General features: G+C 57.7%; 14 protein-coding genes and 1 riboswitch. Of the genes, 9 read left to right on the top strand and 5 right to left on the bottom strand.

All coding sequences use genetic code 11. From position 1 onward, the window contains the following. Positions 1 to 104: 104 nt before the first annotated feature. Together ACGHP1_RS07540 and ACGHP1_RS07535 are read right to left on the bottom strand one after the other, a co-directional pair. Complete coding sequence (locus ACGHP1_RS07540) at positions 105 to 677, bottom strand: chromate transporter (RefSeq protein WP_097774950.1); 573 nt, start codon at positions 675 to 677, stop codon at positions 105 to 107. Further along, a complete protein-coding gene (locus ACGHP1_RS07535) occupies positions 674 to 1,246 on the bottom strand; it encodes a chromate transporter (protein WP_097777853.1) in 573 nt (190 codons plus the stop codon). The genes ACGHP1_RS07540 and ACGHP1_RS07535 overlap by 4 nt, the downstream gene beginning before the upstream one ends. A 108-nt stretch (positions 1,247 to 1,354) precedes the next feature. On the opposite strand from ACGHP1_RS07535, the gene ACGHP1_RS07530 reads away from it, so the two are divergent. Continuing rightward, positions 1,355 to 2,155, top strand: a complete 801-nt coding sequence (locus ACGHP1_RS07530) for an aspartate dehydrogenase domain-containing protein (RefSeq protein ID WP_390508783.1) — start codon at positions 1,355 to 1,357, stop codon at positions 2,153 to 2,155. A gap of 15 nt (positions 2,156 to 2,170) precedes the next feature. Next, on the top strand, positions 2,171 to 3,067 hold the full coding sequence (locus tag ACGHP1_RS07525; RefSeq protein WP_390508781.1) for an NAD(P)-dependent oxidoreductase: 897 nt from the start codon (positions 2,171 to 2,173) through the stop codon (positions 3,065 to 3,067). A 41-nt stretch (positions 3,068 to 3,108) separates the two neighbouring features. On the opposite strand, the gene ACGHP1_RS07520 is transcribed toward ACGHP1_RS07525, so the two are convergent. Further along, positions 3,109 to 3,645, bottom strand: coding sequence for a TIGR00730 family Rossman fold protein (locus ACGHP1_RS07520; RefSeq protein WP_390508779.1), 537 nt, complete (start codon positions 3,643 to 3,645; stop codon positions 3,109 to 3,111). A gap of 96 nt (positions 3,646 to 3,741) precedes the next feature. Continuing rightward, positions 3,742 to 3,848: riboswitch (TPP riboswitch) on the top strand. Between the two features lie 57 nt (positions 3,849 to 3,905). Between ACGHP1_RS07520 and thiD the strand changes: the two genes are divergently transcribed. Both thiD and ACGHP1_RS07510 read left to right on the top strand, forming a co-directional pair. After that, positions 3,906 to 4,706 carry a bifunctional hydroxymethylpyrimidine kinase/phosphomethylpyrimidine kinase gene (thiD, locus tag ACGHP1_RS07515; protein WP_390508777.1) on the top strand — a complete coding sequence of 267 codons (801 nt, stop codon included), beginning with the start codon at positions 3,906 to 3,908 and terminating at the stop codon, positions 4,704 to 4,706. Then, a complete protein-coding gene (locus ACGHP1_RS07510; protein ID WP_097777858.1) occupies positions 4,699 to 5,376 on the top strand; it encodes a TENA/THI-4 family protein in 678 nt (225 codons plus the stop codon). Before thiD ends, ACGHP1_RS07510 begins: the two co-directional genes overlap by 8 nt. 590 nt (positions 5,377 to 5,966) lie before the next feature. On the opposite strand, the gene ACGHP1_RS07505 is transcribed toward ACGHP1_RS07510, so the two are convergent. Both ACGHP1_RS07505 and ACGHP1_RS07500 read right to left on the bottom strand, forming a co-directional pair. Beyond that, positions 5,967 to 6,599: a rhomboid family intramembrane serine protease gene (locus ACGHP1_RS07505; protein ID WP_390508775.1), complete on the bottom strand. Its 633-nt coding sequence runs from the start codon at positions 6,597 to 6,599 to the stop codon at positions 5,967 to 5,969. Further along, positions 6,596 to 7,084, bottom strand: coding sequence for a CYTH domain-containing protein (locus ACGHP1_RS07500; RefSeq protein ID WP_390508773.1), 489 nt, complete (start codon positions 7,082 to 7,084; stop codon positions 6,596 to 6,598). The genes ACGHP1_RS07505 and ACGHP1_RS07500 overlap by 4 nt, the downstream gene beginning before the upstream one ends. Before the next feature lie 196 nt (positions 7,085 to 7,280). On the opposite strand from ACGHP1_RS07500, the gene ACGHP1_RS07495 reads away from it, so the two are divergent. From ACGHP1_RS07495 to ACGHP1_RS07475, 5 genes are all read left to right on the top strand, one after another. Next, positions 7,281 to 8,507 (top strand): class I SAM-dependent rRNA methyltransferase, encoded by a 1,227-nt coding sequence (locus ACGHP1_RS07495; protein WP_390508770.1) that lies wholly within the window; start codon positions 7,281 to 7,283, stop codon positions 8,505 to 8,507. A 564-nt stretch (positions 8,508 to 9,071) separates the two neighbouring features. Continuing rightward, positions 9,072 to 11,159, top strand: a complete 2,088-nt coding sequence (locus ACGHP1_RS07490; RefSeq protein ID WP_390508768.1) for a glutamine synthetase III — start codon at positions 9,072 to 9,074, stop codon at positions 11,157 to 11,159. A 144-nt stretch (positions 11,160 to 11,303) separates the two neighbouring features. Beyond that, on the top strand, positions 11,304 to 12,623 hold the full coding sequence (locus tag ACGHP1_RS07485; RefSeq protein ID WP_005937322.1) for a glutamine synthetase family protein: 1,320 nt from the start codon (positions 11,304 to 11,306) through the stop codon (positions 12,621 to 12,623). A gap of 41 nt (positions 12,624 to 12,664) precedes the next feature. Beyond that, on the top strand, positions 12,665 to 13,243 hold the full coding sequence (locus tag ACGHP1_RS07480) for an ANTAR domain-containing response regulator (RefSeq protein WP_005937320.1): 579 nt from the start codon (positions 12,665 to 12,667) through the stop codon (positions 13,241 to 13,243). 138 nt (positions 13,244 to 13,381) lie between these two features. After that, complete coding sequence (locus ACGHP1_RS07475; protein WP_371290575.1) at positions 13,382 to 15,025, top strand: CTP synthase; 1,644 nt, start codon at positions 13,382 to 13,384, stop codon at positions 15,023 to 15,025. Positions 15,026 to 15,045: the final 20 nt, after the last annotated feature.

The following is a 15,045-nucleotide window of genomic DNA, read 5'->3' as shown; positions in this document are numbered from 1 at the left end:
AAAAGCTGAAGCCGGGCACAGGGAGCCATGAGTTTTCCTGTGCCCGGCTTTTTACAACAAAACGCACCGGATCGTTCAACGAGAACCACCCGGCGCGTTATTTTTTATGCTCCCCAGAACAGGATGCCCAGCCCTGCGGAAATCAGGATCATGAGAATGGGGGATGGTGCCTTGCCGTTCCTTTTGCGGCACAGCAGATGCAGCGCCCACAAAAGTACAAACACTGCAATGGAGCGCGCATCCGGTACAAAGTCGGTGCTGCGGCCCGCAAAGCCCAGCAGTGTGGAAAGTGCCATATTGATTGCCGTTGCAAGGATCATCGCCACCACACAGGGACGAACGCCGCCAAGAACTGCGTTGACTCCCGCATACTTCATCAGGTTCTGCAGCACCGATGCAACGAGCAGGATAATGACAAAAGACGGCAGCACCACACCCAGCGTGGCGCACAGCGCGCCCCAGAAGCCGCCCTGTGAAGAACCAATGAAGGTGGCCATATTGATGGCCAGCGGGCCGGGTGTGGACTCTGACACCGCAATAAAGCTGAGGAATTCGCCTTCCGTCAGCCAGCCGTGTCCTAAGACCGTTTCCCGCACCAGCGAGATCATCCCGTAGCCGCCGCCGAAGGACAACGCACCGATCATGAGGAAATTCCAGAAAAGTTCTACATAGATCACGGCTTCTTTTCCCCCTTCCGCAGCTGCTGTACTGCATACACCAGCAGCCCGGCCGCACCGCTGAACAGGATGTAAAAAATGGAAGAGAAGGACACTGCTGCAATGGAACAGCCCACCATCGCTGCCGCAACCGTGGTCAGGATGACAATATTGAAGACGCTGTGTTCCAGCTGCTTCAGCATTTTCAGGCCCGCCGAGAGGATCAGATAGATCACACACACCTGAATGCCGTGGAACGCACTTGCCACCACCGAAAGGCGGAGGAACTGGTCAAAGAACAGCGAGATCAGATAAATGACCGCGAAGGACGGAAGACATACCGCCACCGTGGACGCTGCCGCACCTGCCGCACCCTCGATCTTGTAGCCGATATAGGTGGCACTGTTCACCGCCACCGGGCCGGGCGTAGACTCCGCAATTGCCACCATGTCCAGAAATTCTTCCTTTGTCACCCACTTTTTTTCTTCCACAAATTCATTCTGCAGCAAAGCCACCATGGCATAACCGCCGCCAAACGTGAACGCACCAATTTTGAAAAACGTCCAGAAAAGCTCCTTTGTTTTCGACATAGCCTTCTCCTTTCTTGCGCCTTATTATATCATTTTTTGTTTTGATATGATATACTTTAATGGAATATGCTGTTTTCTTTGGAAAAAGCAGAAAAAGGAGTTTAGGATATGAAAACAAAATTTGGCATTGTAGGCTGCGGCTTTCTGGGCGGCATTGTGGCCAACGCATGGAAGAACGGTCTGCTGCCGGACTATGAGCTGGTGGGCGTGACCAGCCGTACCCGTGCTTCGGCGGAAAAGACTGCCGAAACGGTGGGCTGTGCCGTGTGTGACGATGTGGATGCTCTGCTGACACTGCAGCCGGAATACATTGTGGAGACTGCTTCGGTGGAGGCTGTGCGCGCCATGGCTGTGCCTGTACTGAAAAGAGGCGTGAATCTGGTCATTATTTCCATTGGTGCCTTTGCGGACCTTGATTTTTACGAGCAGGTCAAGGCCGCTGCCGTGGAGGGCGGTGCCAAGGTGCATCTGGCAAGCGGTGCCATTGGCGGCTTTGATGTGCTGCAGACCGTCACTCTGATGGCCGAGGCGCAGAAGCTGGCCGAGACGGCAGGCATTGAGACCCACACCGGAGCCAAGGGCTTCCGCAACACGCCGGTATGGGCCGACCACCTGCTGACCGATACCGAAAAGACCACCGTGTTCACCGGCAATGCCAAGCAGGCCATTGCCACCTTCCCCCGCCGCGTGAATGTGGCTGTTGCCACCTCGCTGGCCACCACCGGCCCGGAGATCACCGGCGTGACCATGCACTCGGTACCCGGCTGGGTGGGCGACGACCACTGCATCACCGCCGAGATCGAGGGCGTGAAGGCCGTGGTGGATATCTGCTCTTCCACCAGCGCCATTGCCGGTTGGAGCGTAGTTGCCCTGCTGCGCAACCTCTCCTCCCCCGTATGCTTCTATTAAAGGAGGGCTTTGCAGATGTTCAACAAACTGGTGGCCATTGAGCCGGTAAGCCTGATCCCTTCCGCCGAGGAAGCGCTGCATCAGTACGCAAAAGAAGTGGTGCTGTACCGCGATATCCCGGCCAGCGATGACCAGATCGTGCAGCGCATCGGAGATGCCGATGCCGTGCTTCTGAGCTACACCTCCCGCATGGGCAAAAATGTGATCGAGCGCTGCCCGAATATCCGTTACATCGGCATGTGCTGCAGCCTGTATTCTGAGGAAAGCGCCAATGTGGATATCGCCTACGCCCGCACCCGCGGCATCAAAGTGCTGGGCATCCGGGACTACGGCGACCGCGGCGTTGTGGAGTACGTCCTGCATGAGCTCACCGGCATCCTGCACGGTTTTGGGATGCCCATGCTGCGGGACGAGCCGGTGGAGATCACCGGGCTGAAGGCAGGCATCATCGGGCTGGGTGTGTCCGGCAAAATGATCGCCGACGCGCTGCAGTTCATGGGTGCCGACATTGCCTATTACAGCCGCACCCGCAAGCCGGATGCCGAAGCTGTGGGCATGGCCTATAAGCCGCTGGCACAGCTGCTGACCGAGAGCGAGGTGGTGTTCACCTGCCTGAACAAAAATGTCCTGCTGCTGGGCAAGGACGAATTTGCACAGCTGGGCGCAGGCAAGGTGCTGTTCAACACTTCCATCGGCCCGGGCTTTGACTCTGCTGCTCTGGAACAGTGGCTTGCTCTGCCGGGCACCCACTTTTTCTGTGACACCCGTGCCGCTGCCGGCCCGGTGGGTGAAGGCTTCTTTGCCCGTGAGAATGTGCATTGCGCGAATGTTTCTGCCGGACGCACCAAGCAGGCTTTTGTGCTGCTGAGCCAGAAGGTCCTTGCGAACCTCCGCACTGCACTGGGAGAATGATATAAAAAGGAAACGCTTCCCCGGCCGGGAAGCGTTTCCTTTTAGGCTTTATTCAAAATTGTTGTGATCTCTTCCAGATTCGCCGCAAATCGGATGCCCTGCTGGCGCTGCGGCGTGGAAAGGCCTTTCTCGATCATTTTGGCAAGCAGTGCTTTCAGGCTGTCGTAGTAGCCGTTCAGATCATACAGGATGCAGGGCGCGTCCAACTGGCCCAGCGAGACCTTGGACATTACCTCTGCGATCTCTTCCAGCGTGCCGGTACCGCCGGGGAATGCGATGAAGGCATCGCCCAGCTCGATCATCTTCGTCTTGCGCTCGGTCATGTCCTTGGTGACGATCAGCTCGGTCAGGCCATCGTGCTGCAGCTCCTGCTGCACAAAGAACTGCGGTTCCACACCGGTCACCGTGCCGCCTGCGTCCAGTGTGCTCTGGGCAAGCTGGCCCATCAGGCCGCTGCGGGAGCCGCCGTACACAAGGCGGTGACCGTTTGCACCGATCCAGCTGCCCAGTTCCCGGACAGCTGCCGCCAGCACAGGATCATTGCCCGCATTTGCTCCAAGATAGACCGTGATGTTCATGGTATTCCCCCCTTTGTTTTTTCCATTTTACCACGCAGCGGGCCGATTGAAAAGGGCCATCCCCTTGCAAATGCAGCGGCACTGTGGTATTCTTGAACGCAGAAAAAAGGGAGCCTGCAAAAGCAGGCTGAGAGTGGGCTGTTTGCCCAGACCTGTGACCTGATTTGGACAATGCCAACGTAGGGAGATACTGCTGCTTTAAAGTGCGGAGGTGCCTCCTTGCGGGCATTTCCGCATTTTTTGCAAAGGAAGTTGTAACCATGAAAACTGCATTGACGATTGCCGGCAGCGATTCCAGCGGCGGTGCTGGAATTCAGGCCGATATCAAAACCATGACTGCAAACGGCGTGTACGCCATGAGCGCCATTACCGCACTGACTGCCCAGAACACCATAGGTGTGACCGGCATTTTTGAAGCCACGCCCGAATTTCTGGCACAGGAGATCGATGCCATTTTTACCGACATCTACCCGGATGCCGTCAAGATCGGCATGGTATCCTCGGCAGAGCTGATCGGTGTGATCGCCGAAAAGCTGCACACCTACGGCGCAAAGCATATCGTGGTGGACCCGGTGATGGTTGCCACCTCCGGCTCCAAGCTGCTGCGGGACGATGCCGTGCAGGCACTGACCGAAAAGCTGCTGCCCATGGCAGAGGTGGTCACCCCCAACATTCCGGAGACTGAGATCCTTTCCGGCATGAAGATCACCGATGCGGCCGGAATGGAGACCGCTGCAAAGCTGATCAGCGAGAAATACCACTGTGCCGTGCTGTGCAAGGGCGGCCACCAGATCAATGATGCCGACGACCTTCTGTGGCGGGACGGCTGCGGCAAATGGTTCCGCGGCAAGCGCATTGCAAACCCCAATACCCACGGCACCGGCTGCACCCTATCCAGCGCCATTGCGTCCAATCTGGCAAAGGGCCATGATCTGGATGCATCGGTGGAGCGCGCAAAGGCCTACATTTCCGGCTGTCTTTCTGCCATGCTGGATCTGGGCCACGGCTCCGGCCCGATGGACCATATGTTTGCACTGAAGGGAGAGTTTGTGGGTGAGTGAGCAGACCTTTGTGCAGCAGCTGGTGCAGGAAAGTCTGCCTGTGTGGGAGAAATGTCTGCACTCAGAATTTCTGACCCACCTTGCGGATGGCACACTGGATGAAGCCTGCTTCAAGGGCTACATCGTGGAGGACAGTCTTTACCTGCGGGAATATGCCAAGGTGTTTGCCTGGGGCATGACCAAGGCAAAGGATATGCAGACCATCCGCACCTACTATTCCCTGCTTTCCTTCGTGAATGAGAGCGAGGATGCAGCCCGCCTGCACTATCTCAAGCACTTTGGACTGACCGATGAAGGCATCCAGAGCCTGCCGCTGCGGCCGGAGAACCGTGCCTATGTGGACTCTATGATCGAAGCCGCCAAAAACGGCGAGGGCGCAGCCGAGTGCATGATGGCCTGCCTGCCCTGTATGCTGAGCTATGGCTGGATCTTCCAGAAACTGCTGGAAGAAAAACCTTCCGTGCAGGATACCCTTTATGGTGCACTGGTGGTGGACTATGCTGACAAGGGCTATGAGGCGGCCTGCCGCGACTGGGCCGCGTTTGCAGAAAAAGTCTGTGAAGGCCTGAGCGACGAGCGCCTTGCCCGCTGCCGCGAGATCTTCCATGCCTGCTCGGAGCACGAGCTGAACTTCTGGGCCATGGCAGCTTCCCCGCGCAGTGACCTGTAATTTTTCCTAAAATATAAAATGCACCCGGCCTGTGGGCAGAACCGCAGCAACCGGGTGCATTGTTTTGTTCAGGGTTTCGTGGCCGCAGCCGCAGGCATGAGCCTTCGTGCCGGAAACAAGGGAGCCCTAAAACAAAAACTCCCCCGGCTCTTCTGCCGAGGGAGTGGAAAAGAAAAACGCCCCTAACAGAAGAACTCTCTTCTGTCAAGGACGAATAAAATTTGGCCTTTTATCCGCGGTGCCACCCTGACTTCATGGGCATGACCCCATGCACTTGGCGGGATGCCAACACATCCCCGGCAACTGACGTATGCCCTACGTTGCAGAATACTGTGCGGCGAAAGTTCTCCGCAGTTCCCTGCACCCTCAGCGGTCCATTTCGGGAAAATATAACGCAAAGTCACACTTTCCTTGACGAACTGTTTCCGGTCTGCTTCTCAGCTGTACAGGCTCTCTGTACAGGCATGGTTCGCCGTTATCTCTGCTTCAACGGTTTAGTGTATTGAAGTTGGCTATATTAAACCACGGATTTTTCGTTTGTCAATACCTGTTTGCAAATTTTTCAAAATCAGCCTATGTCCACAGTGGGTTCAGCGCTTCCGGCGGCTGTTCGTGCTGGAAAACTTCACCGCTTTTGCCGGCCTGCGGCGGCTGTGCAACGCACTGTAGTAGCCAAAGGCAGTGCCGCATAAGCCGCCCACAATGTGCATGAAGTTTGCTACATTGTCGTGCACAAAAATGATATCGTACACCTGCTGACCAAAGTACAGCGCTGCAACCAGCAGCATGGTGACCGGGATGCCGCCGGAGAAGCCCGCCAGCGACGAAAGCATGATAAGCATAAACACGATGCCGGACGCGCCCAGCAGCCCCGAACGCGGGAACAGCACGCATTGCAGCACGCCGGTGACCAGAGCGGTGAACACCATGCCGCACAAAAGCGGCTTGCTGCCGTACTTTTCTTCCATTGGCGGGCCAACAACGAGCAGCAGCAGCATGTTATTCAGAAAGTGGTCCCAGCTGGCATGGCCCAGCACATGGCCGAACAGCCGGATGTAGAACAGCGGGTCCTTCAGCGAGGAGCGGTAGACACAGAACAGGTGCATGGTGCTCCACCCGTCCGTCCACTGGTCGAGGAACAGCACCAGAAGTGACAGCAGGAAAAATGTGAGGATCACCGGGGAGTTGTACTGCAGTTCCAGTTTGAGTTTTACTTTTTTCATCCTCTTGTCTCCACCCAGTATTCGCCCATGCTCTGGCCGGGCTGGTTCGTCACTTCATCCTTGAGGTACTCGCCAAGGCCGCAGCTTTCCGGTTGCCATGCAAGGGCTGCTTCCACCGTGGGGTACTCCACCTCGGCATACCAGAACTCGGTAGGCTGGCCTTCGTCCACATGGTTCACTTCCAGCACAGAACCGTCCGGCAGGGTGTAGCTGCGGCGCAGCTTCGGGATGAGAGGTTTAGCGATAATCTTGTATTCCAGATCATCAAACAGTTCTTTGTCGATGCTGCGCTCGATCTCCTCGCGGGCAAGGCCGCCCCCGGATTTGAAGCAGAGGATGTAGTCCGTTCTGCCGCCGGTGAGGGCTTCTTCCCGGATGCGCACAGTGGGCCGCACGCTGATATAGCCCTGCCGCATGGCAAATTCCTCCCTGAGGGGCAGCCCCTCCGGCCAGCCCTTCACCATCCATTTGCGTTCGATTTCCATAATGCATCCCTCTTTCATGCGGTTTTTTGGCATTTCTTATTTATAATAACATGATTTTGTGCTATTATAAAGGGTAGATTTTTACTCCTTCAGTCTGCTTCGCAGCCAGCTCCCTCAGTGAGGGAGCCTATCCGCACGGTAAGCGTGTCGAGCGAACGCGGGACGAAGGGAGTTCGTCCATGATAAGGAGAACCATATGAAAGAACGCGCTTACCCTGTGTATACCGTCAACAAACACGCCGAAGGCCTGCTGGTGGGCGGGCACCCTTGGGTGTATGAGAACGACATCCTCCATTCCCCGGAAAATGAGCCGGAAAACGGCACACTGGCCGATGTGGTCAGCACCAAGGGTTCCTACCTTGGCACCGGCTTTGTCTCGCTCAAAAGCAAGATCCGCGTGCGGCTGATCTCCCGCAATGCCAACGACACCTTTGATGCTGCGTTCTGGCGCCGCCGGGTGGAATATGCATGGAACTACCGCAAGACCGTGCTGGAACCTGCAGACCTTTCTGCCTGCCGCGTCATTTTTGGCGAAGCCGACCAGTTCCCCGGCCTGACCGTGGACCGGTTCAGCAACATCCTCGTCACGCAGACCCTGAGCATGGGCATGGAAAAGCTCAAGCCCGTCCTCTTCCCCATTCTGGCAGAAGTCCTGCGCGCCGACGGCCAGACCATCGACGGCATCTACGAGCGCAACGATGAGGCTCTGCGCGCAAAGGAAGGTCTTGAGCAGAACAAAGGCTGGTTTGAGCTGCCCGGTGAGACTCATCCGGCAAGCACCCAGACCGAGATCTGCGAGAACGGAGTTTACTATCATGTGGATTTCGAGAACGGCCAGAAGACCGGCTTCTTCCTTGATCAGAAGTACAACCGCCGGGCGGTGGCACGCCTTGCTGCAGGTCACACCGTGCTGGACTGCTTTACCCACACCGGCAGCTTTGCACTGAACGCCGCTGCGGGCGGCGCTGCCCGTGTGACCGCCGCCGACATCAGCGCCGAGGCCATTGCCATGGCGCAGCGCAATGCCCAGCGCAACGGTCTGACCAATATGGACTTTTTGTGCGAGGACACCTTTGAGCTGCTGCCCCGCTTGGAAAGAGAGGGACACCCCTACGATTTTATCATTCTGGACCCGCCGGCCTTTACCAAGGCGCGCCGCACTGTGGAGAACGCCATGCGCGGTTACAAGGAGATCAACTACCGTGCCATGAAGCTGCTGCCTCGCGGCGGCTATCTGGCAACTGCCAGCTGCTCCCATTTTGCCACCGAGGAGCTGTTCATCAAGATGCTGCGCGCCGCTGCAAAGGATGCGCGCCGCCAGCTGCGGCAGATCGAGGTGAAACAGCAGGCACCGGATCATCCGATCCTGTGGGGCGTGCCGGAGACGAATTATCTGAAGTTCTTCCTCTTTCAGGTGATTTAACGATTTGAATACCCTCCGTTTCACTCTGGGTATCTTCAGCGGAAGTTTTATTTTTAATTAAAAACACATTTTCCCGTCGGGGCCTTTCGCGTGAAAATGTGTTTGGAGCGGCCCTGCGATTGCAAGGCAATGAAAGCCCCGGTGGGGCTTTCAAGCAGGCGAGCGGTCTGCGCCAGCAGATGGAAGGGCCTTGCCCTGACAAGCGTCGAGGCCGCGACAAACACGAAAACAAAAAATATAACACATTAAAGCATGGCAGAGCACAGCGGAGCCATTTCTAAACCGTTCGGCCTGACAAAAGGCGCAAATCCCATCCGATAAGTCATACCAAGTGCGGATGCTCCAAAAATGCAGGAAGCTGTTTGTACAGAATCGTCAGATTTGTCAATTGCCTTTTTGGCCCGCCGGGGCTATAATCAAACCATAGACAGCAACGGCGCTGTGGGTCACCTCCTGACTCGCAGCGCCGTTTTTGTTAAGAAGCCTTTCGTGCTTTGGGGCCCGCTTTCCGGCAGCTCCGGGGCGGGAGCTGGGAAACATAAGATCAAGTAAGGAGTAGGATTTATGGCAGCGAATGTTATGGAAATCTACGGCAGCAAGGTCTTTAACGAACATGTGATGAAGGAGCGCCTGCCGAGCGCTACTTATAAGAGCCTCAAGAACACCCTGCACAAGGGTGCTCCGCTGGACATTGAGGTGGCAAACGTTGTGGCCAGCGTCATGAAGCGCTGGGCCATGGAGCTGGGTGCCACCCACTACACCCACTGGTTCCAGCCGCTGACCGGCATCACCAGTGAGAAGCACGACGGCTTTGTTTCCCCTGTGGGCGACGGCACCGCCATCATGGAGTTCTCCGGCAAGGAGCTGGTGCGCGGCGAGCCCGACGCTTCCTCCTTCCCCTCCGGCGGCCTGCGCGCCACCTGCGAGGCCCGCGGCTACACCGCATGGGACCCCACCAGCTACGCCTTCGTGAAGGATGACGTGCTGTGCATCCCCACCGCCTTTGTCAGCTACACCGGCGAGGCACTGGACAAAAAGACCCCCCTGCTGCGCTCCATGAACGCCCTGTCCGGCCAGGCTATCCGCATCCTGAAGCTGTTTGGCAAGGATGTGGACTACGTTTCCACCACCGTGGGCCCGGAGCAGGAGTACTTCCTGATCAAGAAAGAGGACTACGAGGCCCGTCAGGACCTGATCCTCACCGGCCGCACCCTGTTCGGTGCTCCCTCTGCCAAGGGCCAGGAGCTGGAGGAGCACTACTTCGGCGTGATCCGCCCCGAGGTGTCCGCGTTCATGAAGGAACTGGACGAGGAGCTGTGGAAGCTGGGCGTGCCCGCCAAGACCAAGCACAACGAGGTAGCCCCCTGCCAGCATGAGCTGGCCCCCATCTACGATACCACCAACGTGGCCATCGACCACAACCTGCTGACCATGGAGATGATGAAGAAGATCGCCCCCAAGTACGGTCTGGTCTGCCTGCAGCATGAAAAGCCCTTTGAAGGCGTGAACGGCAGCGGCAAGCACAACAACTGGTCCCTGTCCACCACCGAGGAGAACCTGCTGGATCCCGGTGACACCCCCATGGAGAACCTGCAGTTCCTGGTGTTCCTGGCCGCCGTCATCAAGGCTGTGGACGAGTACGCCGACCTGCTGCGGACCTCTGTGGCCACTCCCGGCAACGATCACCGTCTGGGTGCCAACGAGGCACCTCCGGCTATCATTTCCATCTTCGTGGGCGAAGAGCTGGAAGCTGTCATTGATGCTATCGCATCCGATTCCCCCTACGCAGGCCCCGTCAAGATGAAGATGGACCTGGGCGTGGACGTGCTGCCCAAGTTCAGCAAGGACACCACCGACCGCAACCGCACCTCCCCCTTCGCCTTTACCGGCAACAAGTTCGAGTTCCGGATGCCCGGTTCTTCTCAGAACCTCAGCGACTGCGATACCATCCTGAACACCGCCGTGGCCAAGGAGCTGAAGGGCTACGCCGACGAGCTGGAGGGTGCTGAGGACTTTACCAGTGCCGCCATCGCGCTGGTCAAGCGCACCATCCGCGACCACCGCCGGGTCATCTTTAACGGCAACGGCTACTCTGCCGAGTGGGAAGAAGAAGCAGCCCGCCGCGGCCTGCCCAACAAGAAGAACGCCCCCGCTGCCCTGCCGGCCCTCATCGACCCCAAGAACATCGCCCTGATGGAGGAGTTCGGCGTGCTGACCAAGGTGGAGATGTACAGCCGCTACGAGGTAGAGCTGGAGCACTACTCCAAGATCATCAACATCGAGGCTCTGACCATGCTGGAAATGGCCCGCAAGCAGCTGCTGCCTGCCGTCAACGCCTACATGAGCGAAGTGGCCAACACCGCCGCTTCCAAGCTGGCCGTCAGCGAGAGCATCAGCGTGCGCAGTGAGACCAAGACCATGGGCCGTCTGTCCGCCGACGCCGACGCCATGAGCGACGCCATCGACACCCTGCAGGATGCCGTGGATGCCGCCAAGGCTCTGCCCTCCGAGAGCGAGAAGGCCGTTGCCTTCCACGACAACGTGCTGCCCGCCATGGACACCCTGCGTGCCGCCGCCGACGACGCCGAGACCCTGTGCGGCGAGGACTACTGGCCGCTGCCCAGCTACAGCAAGATGCTCTACTACGTCTGATCGCATCGCGTAAAACAGCATCATCCGTAGGCTGCGGACAATCAATTGAGACATTCTCCTTTTCCTATTTCTTACACCAGCCTAAAGACCTGCTCCCATTCTGAGGGCAGGCCTTTAGGCGTTTTATTTGAAAGGGAAACCATTATGAGCTATTCGACCCAACAGGACATCCTTGATTTTGTGGAGGACAACAACGTCAAATTTGTGCGCTTTGCCTTCTGCGATATCTTTGGCACTCAGAAGAACATTGCCGTGCTGGCAAACGATCTGCCCAAAGCTCTGGAAGACGGTGTCTGCTTCGACGGCAGCTCCATTGCCGGCTTCATGAAGGTGGAGGAAAGCGACCTTGTGCTGCGGCCGGATCTTTCCACCGTGACCATTCTCCCCTGGCGGCCTACCGAGGGCCGGGTGATGCAGTTCTTCTGTGATGTGGAAAAGCCGGACGGCCAGCCCTTTGGCGGCAACTGCCGCGGCTTTCTGCGCAGCGTGAACCGAAAATTCAAAAAGCTGGGCATTACCTGCAATGTGGGCGCAGAGTGTGAGTTCTACCTGTTCGAGAATGATGACCGGGGCCGCCCCACCCGTATCCCCATCGACTTTGGCGGCTACTTTGACGTGGCCCCGCTGGACGCAGGCGAGAACCTCCGCCGGGACATCTGCCTGACTATGGAGCAGATGGGCATGAGCCCTCAACACAGCCATCACGAAAGCGGCAACGGCCAGAACGAGATCGACTGCCACCACGCAGGCCCCCTCAAGACCGCCGACAACGTGATGATGTTCAAGCAGATCGTGCGCGCCATTGCCACCCGCAGCGGCATCCATGCAAGCTTCCTGCCCAAGCCCCTGCCGGATCAGGCAGGCAGCGGCCTGCACATCAACCTGTCCCTTTACATGGATGGCCGCAACCTGTTTGAGGGCGACATTGCCCCGGACAGCATTGCAGGCAGCTTTATGGCCGGTGTGCTGGCCCACAGCCGGGAGCTGACCGTGTTCACCAACCCTCTGCCCAACAGCTATCAGCGCTTTGGCTGCGATGAAGCGCCCCGCTATGTGAGCTGGAGCCGCCAGAACCGCAGCCAGCTGGTGCGCATCCCGCAGGTAAAGGGCGACAACTGCCGCATGGAGCTGCGCAGCCCGGACCCTGCCTGCAACCCCTATCTGGCCATTGGTCTGGTTCTGGCTGCCGGATTGGACGGCATCGAGAACCGCATGGTGCTCTCTGCCCCTGTGAACAAGAATCTGTTCGACCCCTCTATGGCTGAGGGCCTCAGCCTTGAGACTCTGCCCGCCAGTCTGGAAGAGGCCGTGCAGGCTGCGGAGGAGAGCGAATTTTTGCGCAGAGTGCTGCCCGAGCAGCTTGCCAGCCGCTACTTTACGGAAGAACTGAAGCGCTGCGAAGCACTGAAACACGCGTCCGACCCTGTTGAGTACGAGCGTACCCATTACTTCAACGCCATCTGACCCCTGCAAAAGAGAGTGTGTAGGAGAAAGGAGCGAAGGAAATGGGACGTGCACTGATCGTAAGTGCCGGTGCAAGCTCCAACGAGTATATCGCTGCACGGCTGACCGAAATGGGCTACAGCCGCCCGGTGATCATTCCCAGCGGGGCCGAAGCCCGGCGGCGCATGACGGAATCGGATTTTGAGCTGATCGTGGTCAACTCTCCCCTGCCCGATGAATTCGGGCATGAGGTGTGCATCAATGCTGTGGAAAAAACAGATGCCGGTGTCGTGTTTCTGGTCAAAGCCGCACAGGCTGAGCAGCTTTTGGGGCCTTTGAGCGAGCAGGGGGTATTGCTGCTGTCAAAGCCCTTCAGCACCGCCTTTTTTGTGCAGGCCATGCACATGGCGGCGGCGGGCAACCACCGCCTGCTGCGTGCCCGGCAGGAGAACGCCCGCTTACAGGAAAAGATCGCACAGGTGCGGCTGGTCAGCCGGGCAAAATGCTGCCTTGTGGAGCACGAGCACATGACCGAAGCCGAGGCACACCGCTACATAGAAAAACAGGCCATGGATACCCGTCGTGACCGCACAGAAATTGCACAGGAAGTCCTTGAAAATTATGAGGACATGGGTGTATAATATTGGATTGGGAAAAGTATCCTTGCTTTCACCGGCTCATTTTTGGAGAGGCAGAGAGCAAGACCGTTCACCTGAAAGAATTCACAAAGGTTTATAAGGGAAAGAATTCAGAAAAACAAAAATAGAGGAGGAAATTCTATGGCAGAGAAACAAACCAAATTCATCTTTGTCACCGGCGGTGTCGTCTCCGGCCTTGGCAAGGGCATCACAGCCGCATCGCTGGGCCGTCTGCTCAAGTGCCGCGGTTTGAAGGTGGCCAGCCAGAAGCTGGACCCCTATGTGAATGTGGATCCCGGCACCATGAGCCCGCTGCAGCACGGTGAGGTGTTCGTGACCGACGATGGCACTGAGACCGATCTGGATCTGGGCCACTACGAGCGCTTTATCGACGAGAATCTGAACAAATACTCCAACCTGACCACCGGCAAGGTGTACTGGAACGTACTGAACAAGGAACGTCAGGGTGCATATCTGGGCCAGACCGTGCAGATCATTCCCCACATCACCAACGAGATCAAGAGCTACATCTACAATCTGGCCTCTTCCACCGAGGCTGACGTGGTCATTACCGAGATCGGCGGCACGACCGGTGATATTGAAAGCCAGCCCTTCCTCGAGGCCATCCGTCAGGTGGGTCTGGAGCAGGGCCGCGACAACTGCTGCTACATCCATGTGGTGCTGGTGCCTTACATTTCCGGCTCGGACGAGTACAAATCCAAGCCTGCACAGCACTCTGTGAAAGAGCTGCAGGGCATGGGCGTGAACCCGGACATCATCATCCTGCGCGCAGACGGCAGTGTGGGCGGCGACATCCGCCGCAAGATCAGCACTTTCTGCAATGTGAAGCCGGAGTGTGTGATCGAGAACCTGACCATGCCCAGCCTGTACCAGTGCCCGCTGATGCTGCACACCGGTGGTCTGGACGAGGTAGTGGTGCAGAAGCTTAAGCTGGATGTGCCCGCTGCCGACCTGACCGAGTGGAAGCAGGTGGTCAGCCGCATTGCCACCCGCAGCAAGACCTGCAGCATTGCACTGGTGGGCAAATACGTCAAGCTGCACGACGCTTACCTCTCCGTGATGGAGAGCCTGTACCACGCCGGCTTTGAGAACGACAGTCAGGTGGAGATCCGCTGGGTGGAGAGCGAGGACCTGACCGACCAGGCCGCCTGCAAGGAAGCCTTTGCAGATGTGGACGGCATCATCGTACCCGGCGGCTTTGGCGACCGCGGCATTGAGGGCATGATCCAGGCTGCACAGTATGCCCGCGAGAACCATGTTCCCTACTTTGGCATCTGCCTTGGCATGCAGATCATGGTAATGGAGTTTGCCCGGGGCGTTTTGGGCTACAAGGATGCAAATTCCAGCGAATTCACCCCGGATGGCAAGCATAATGTGATCGCCCTGATGGCCGACCAGCAGGGCAACATTCCCAAGGGCGGCACCATGCGTCTGGGTAAATACCCCTGCAAGGTGATGCCCGGCACCAAGATGGCCGAGTGCTACGGCGAGGCCGAGATCTGGGAACGCCACCGCCACCGCTACGAGTTCAACAACGAGTTCCGTCAGGAGATGCAGGACGCCGGTCTTGTTATTTCCGGCACCAGCCCCGACGGTCGTCTGGTAGAGACTGTAGAGCTGCCTGGCCGTGACTTTCATTTGGGCGCACAGTTCCACCCGGAGTTCAAGAGCCGTCCGAACCGTGCTCACCCGCTGTTCAAGGCATTCATTGCTGCGGCACTCAAGTTCCGCGCCAGCGAGCAGCGCAGCCTGCTGCACATGTAAACCATAAAAATAAGGTGCTG

The organism is Faecalibacterium sp. i21-0019-B1 (genome assembly GCF_042852915.1).
GTDB classification, from domain to species: domain Bacteria; phylum Bacillota; class Clostridia; order Oscillospirales; family Ruminococcaceae; genus Faecalibacterium; species Faecalibacterium taiwanense.
The sequence above is the reverse complement of the archived record's forward strand: the minus strand, read 5'-3'. Positions and strand labels throughout refer to the sequence as shown.

Coding starts and splice junctions, on each gene's coding strand:
- ACGHP1_RS07505 (WP_390508775.1), bottom strand. CDS start 6,599: ATGAAAAAAGTAAAACTCAAACTGGAACTGCAGTACAACTCCCCGGTG.
- ACGHP1_RS07495 (WP_390508770.1), top strand. CDS start 7,281: ATGAAAGAACGCGCTTACCCTGTGTATACCGTCAACAAACACGCCGAA.
- ACGHP1_RS07480 (WP_005937320.1), top strand. CDS start 12,665: ATGGGACGTGCACTGATCGTAAGTGCCGGTGCAAGCTCCAACGAGTAT.
- thiD (WP_390508777.1), top strand. CDS start 3,906: ATGAAAACTGCATTGACGATTGCCGGCAGCGATTCCAGCGGCGGTGCT.
- ACGHP1_RS07525 (WP_390508781.1), top strand. CDS start 2,171: ATGTTCAACAAACTGGTGGCCATTGAGCCGGTAAGCCTGATCCCTTCC.
- ACGHP1_RS07530 (WP_390508783.1), top strand. CDS start 1,355: ATGAAAACAAAATTTGGCATTGTAGGCTGCGGCTTTCTGGGCGGCATT.
- ACGHP1_RS07485 (WP_005937322.1), top strand. CDS start 11,304: ATGAGCTATTCGACCCAACAGGACATCCTTGATTTTGTGGAGGACAAC.
- ACGHP1_RS07475 (WP_371290575.1), top strand. CDS start 13,382: ATGGCAGAGAAACAAACCAAATTCATCTTTGTCACCGGCGGTGTCGTC.
- ACGHP1_RS07535 (WP_097777853.1), bottom strand. CDS start 1,246: ATGTCGAAAACAAAGGAGCTTTTCTGGACGTTTTTCAAAATTGGTGCG.
- ACGHP1_RS07490 (WP_390508768.1), top strand. CDS start 9,072: ATGGCAGCGAATGTTATGGAAATCTACGGCAGCAAGGTCTTTAACGAA.
- ACGHP1_RS07500 (WP_390508773.1), bottom strand. CDS start 7,084: ATGGAAATCGAACGCAAATGGATGGTGAAGGGCTGGCCGGAGGGGCTG.
- ACGHP1_RS07520 (WP_390508779.1), bottom strand. CDS start 3,645: ATGAACATCACGGTCTATCTTGGAGCAAATGCGGGCAATGATCCTGTG.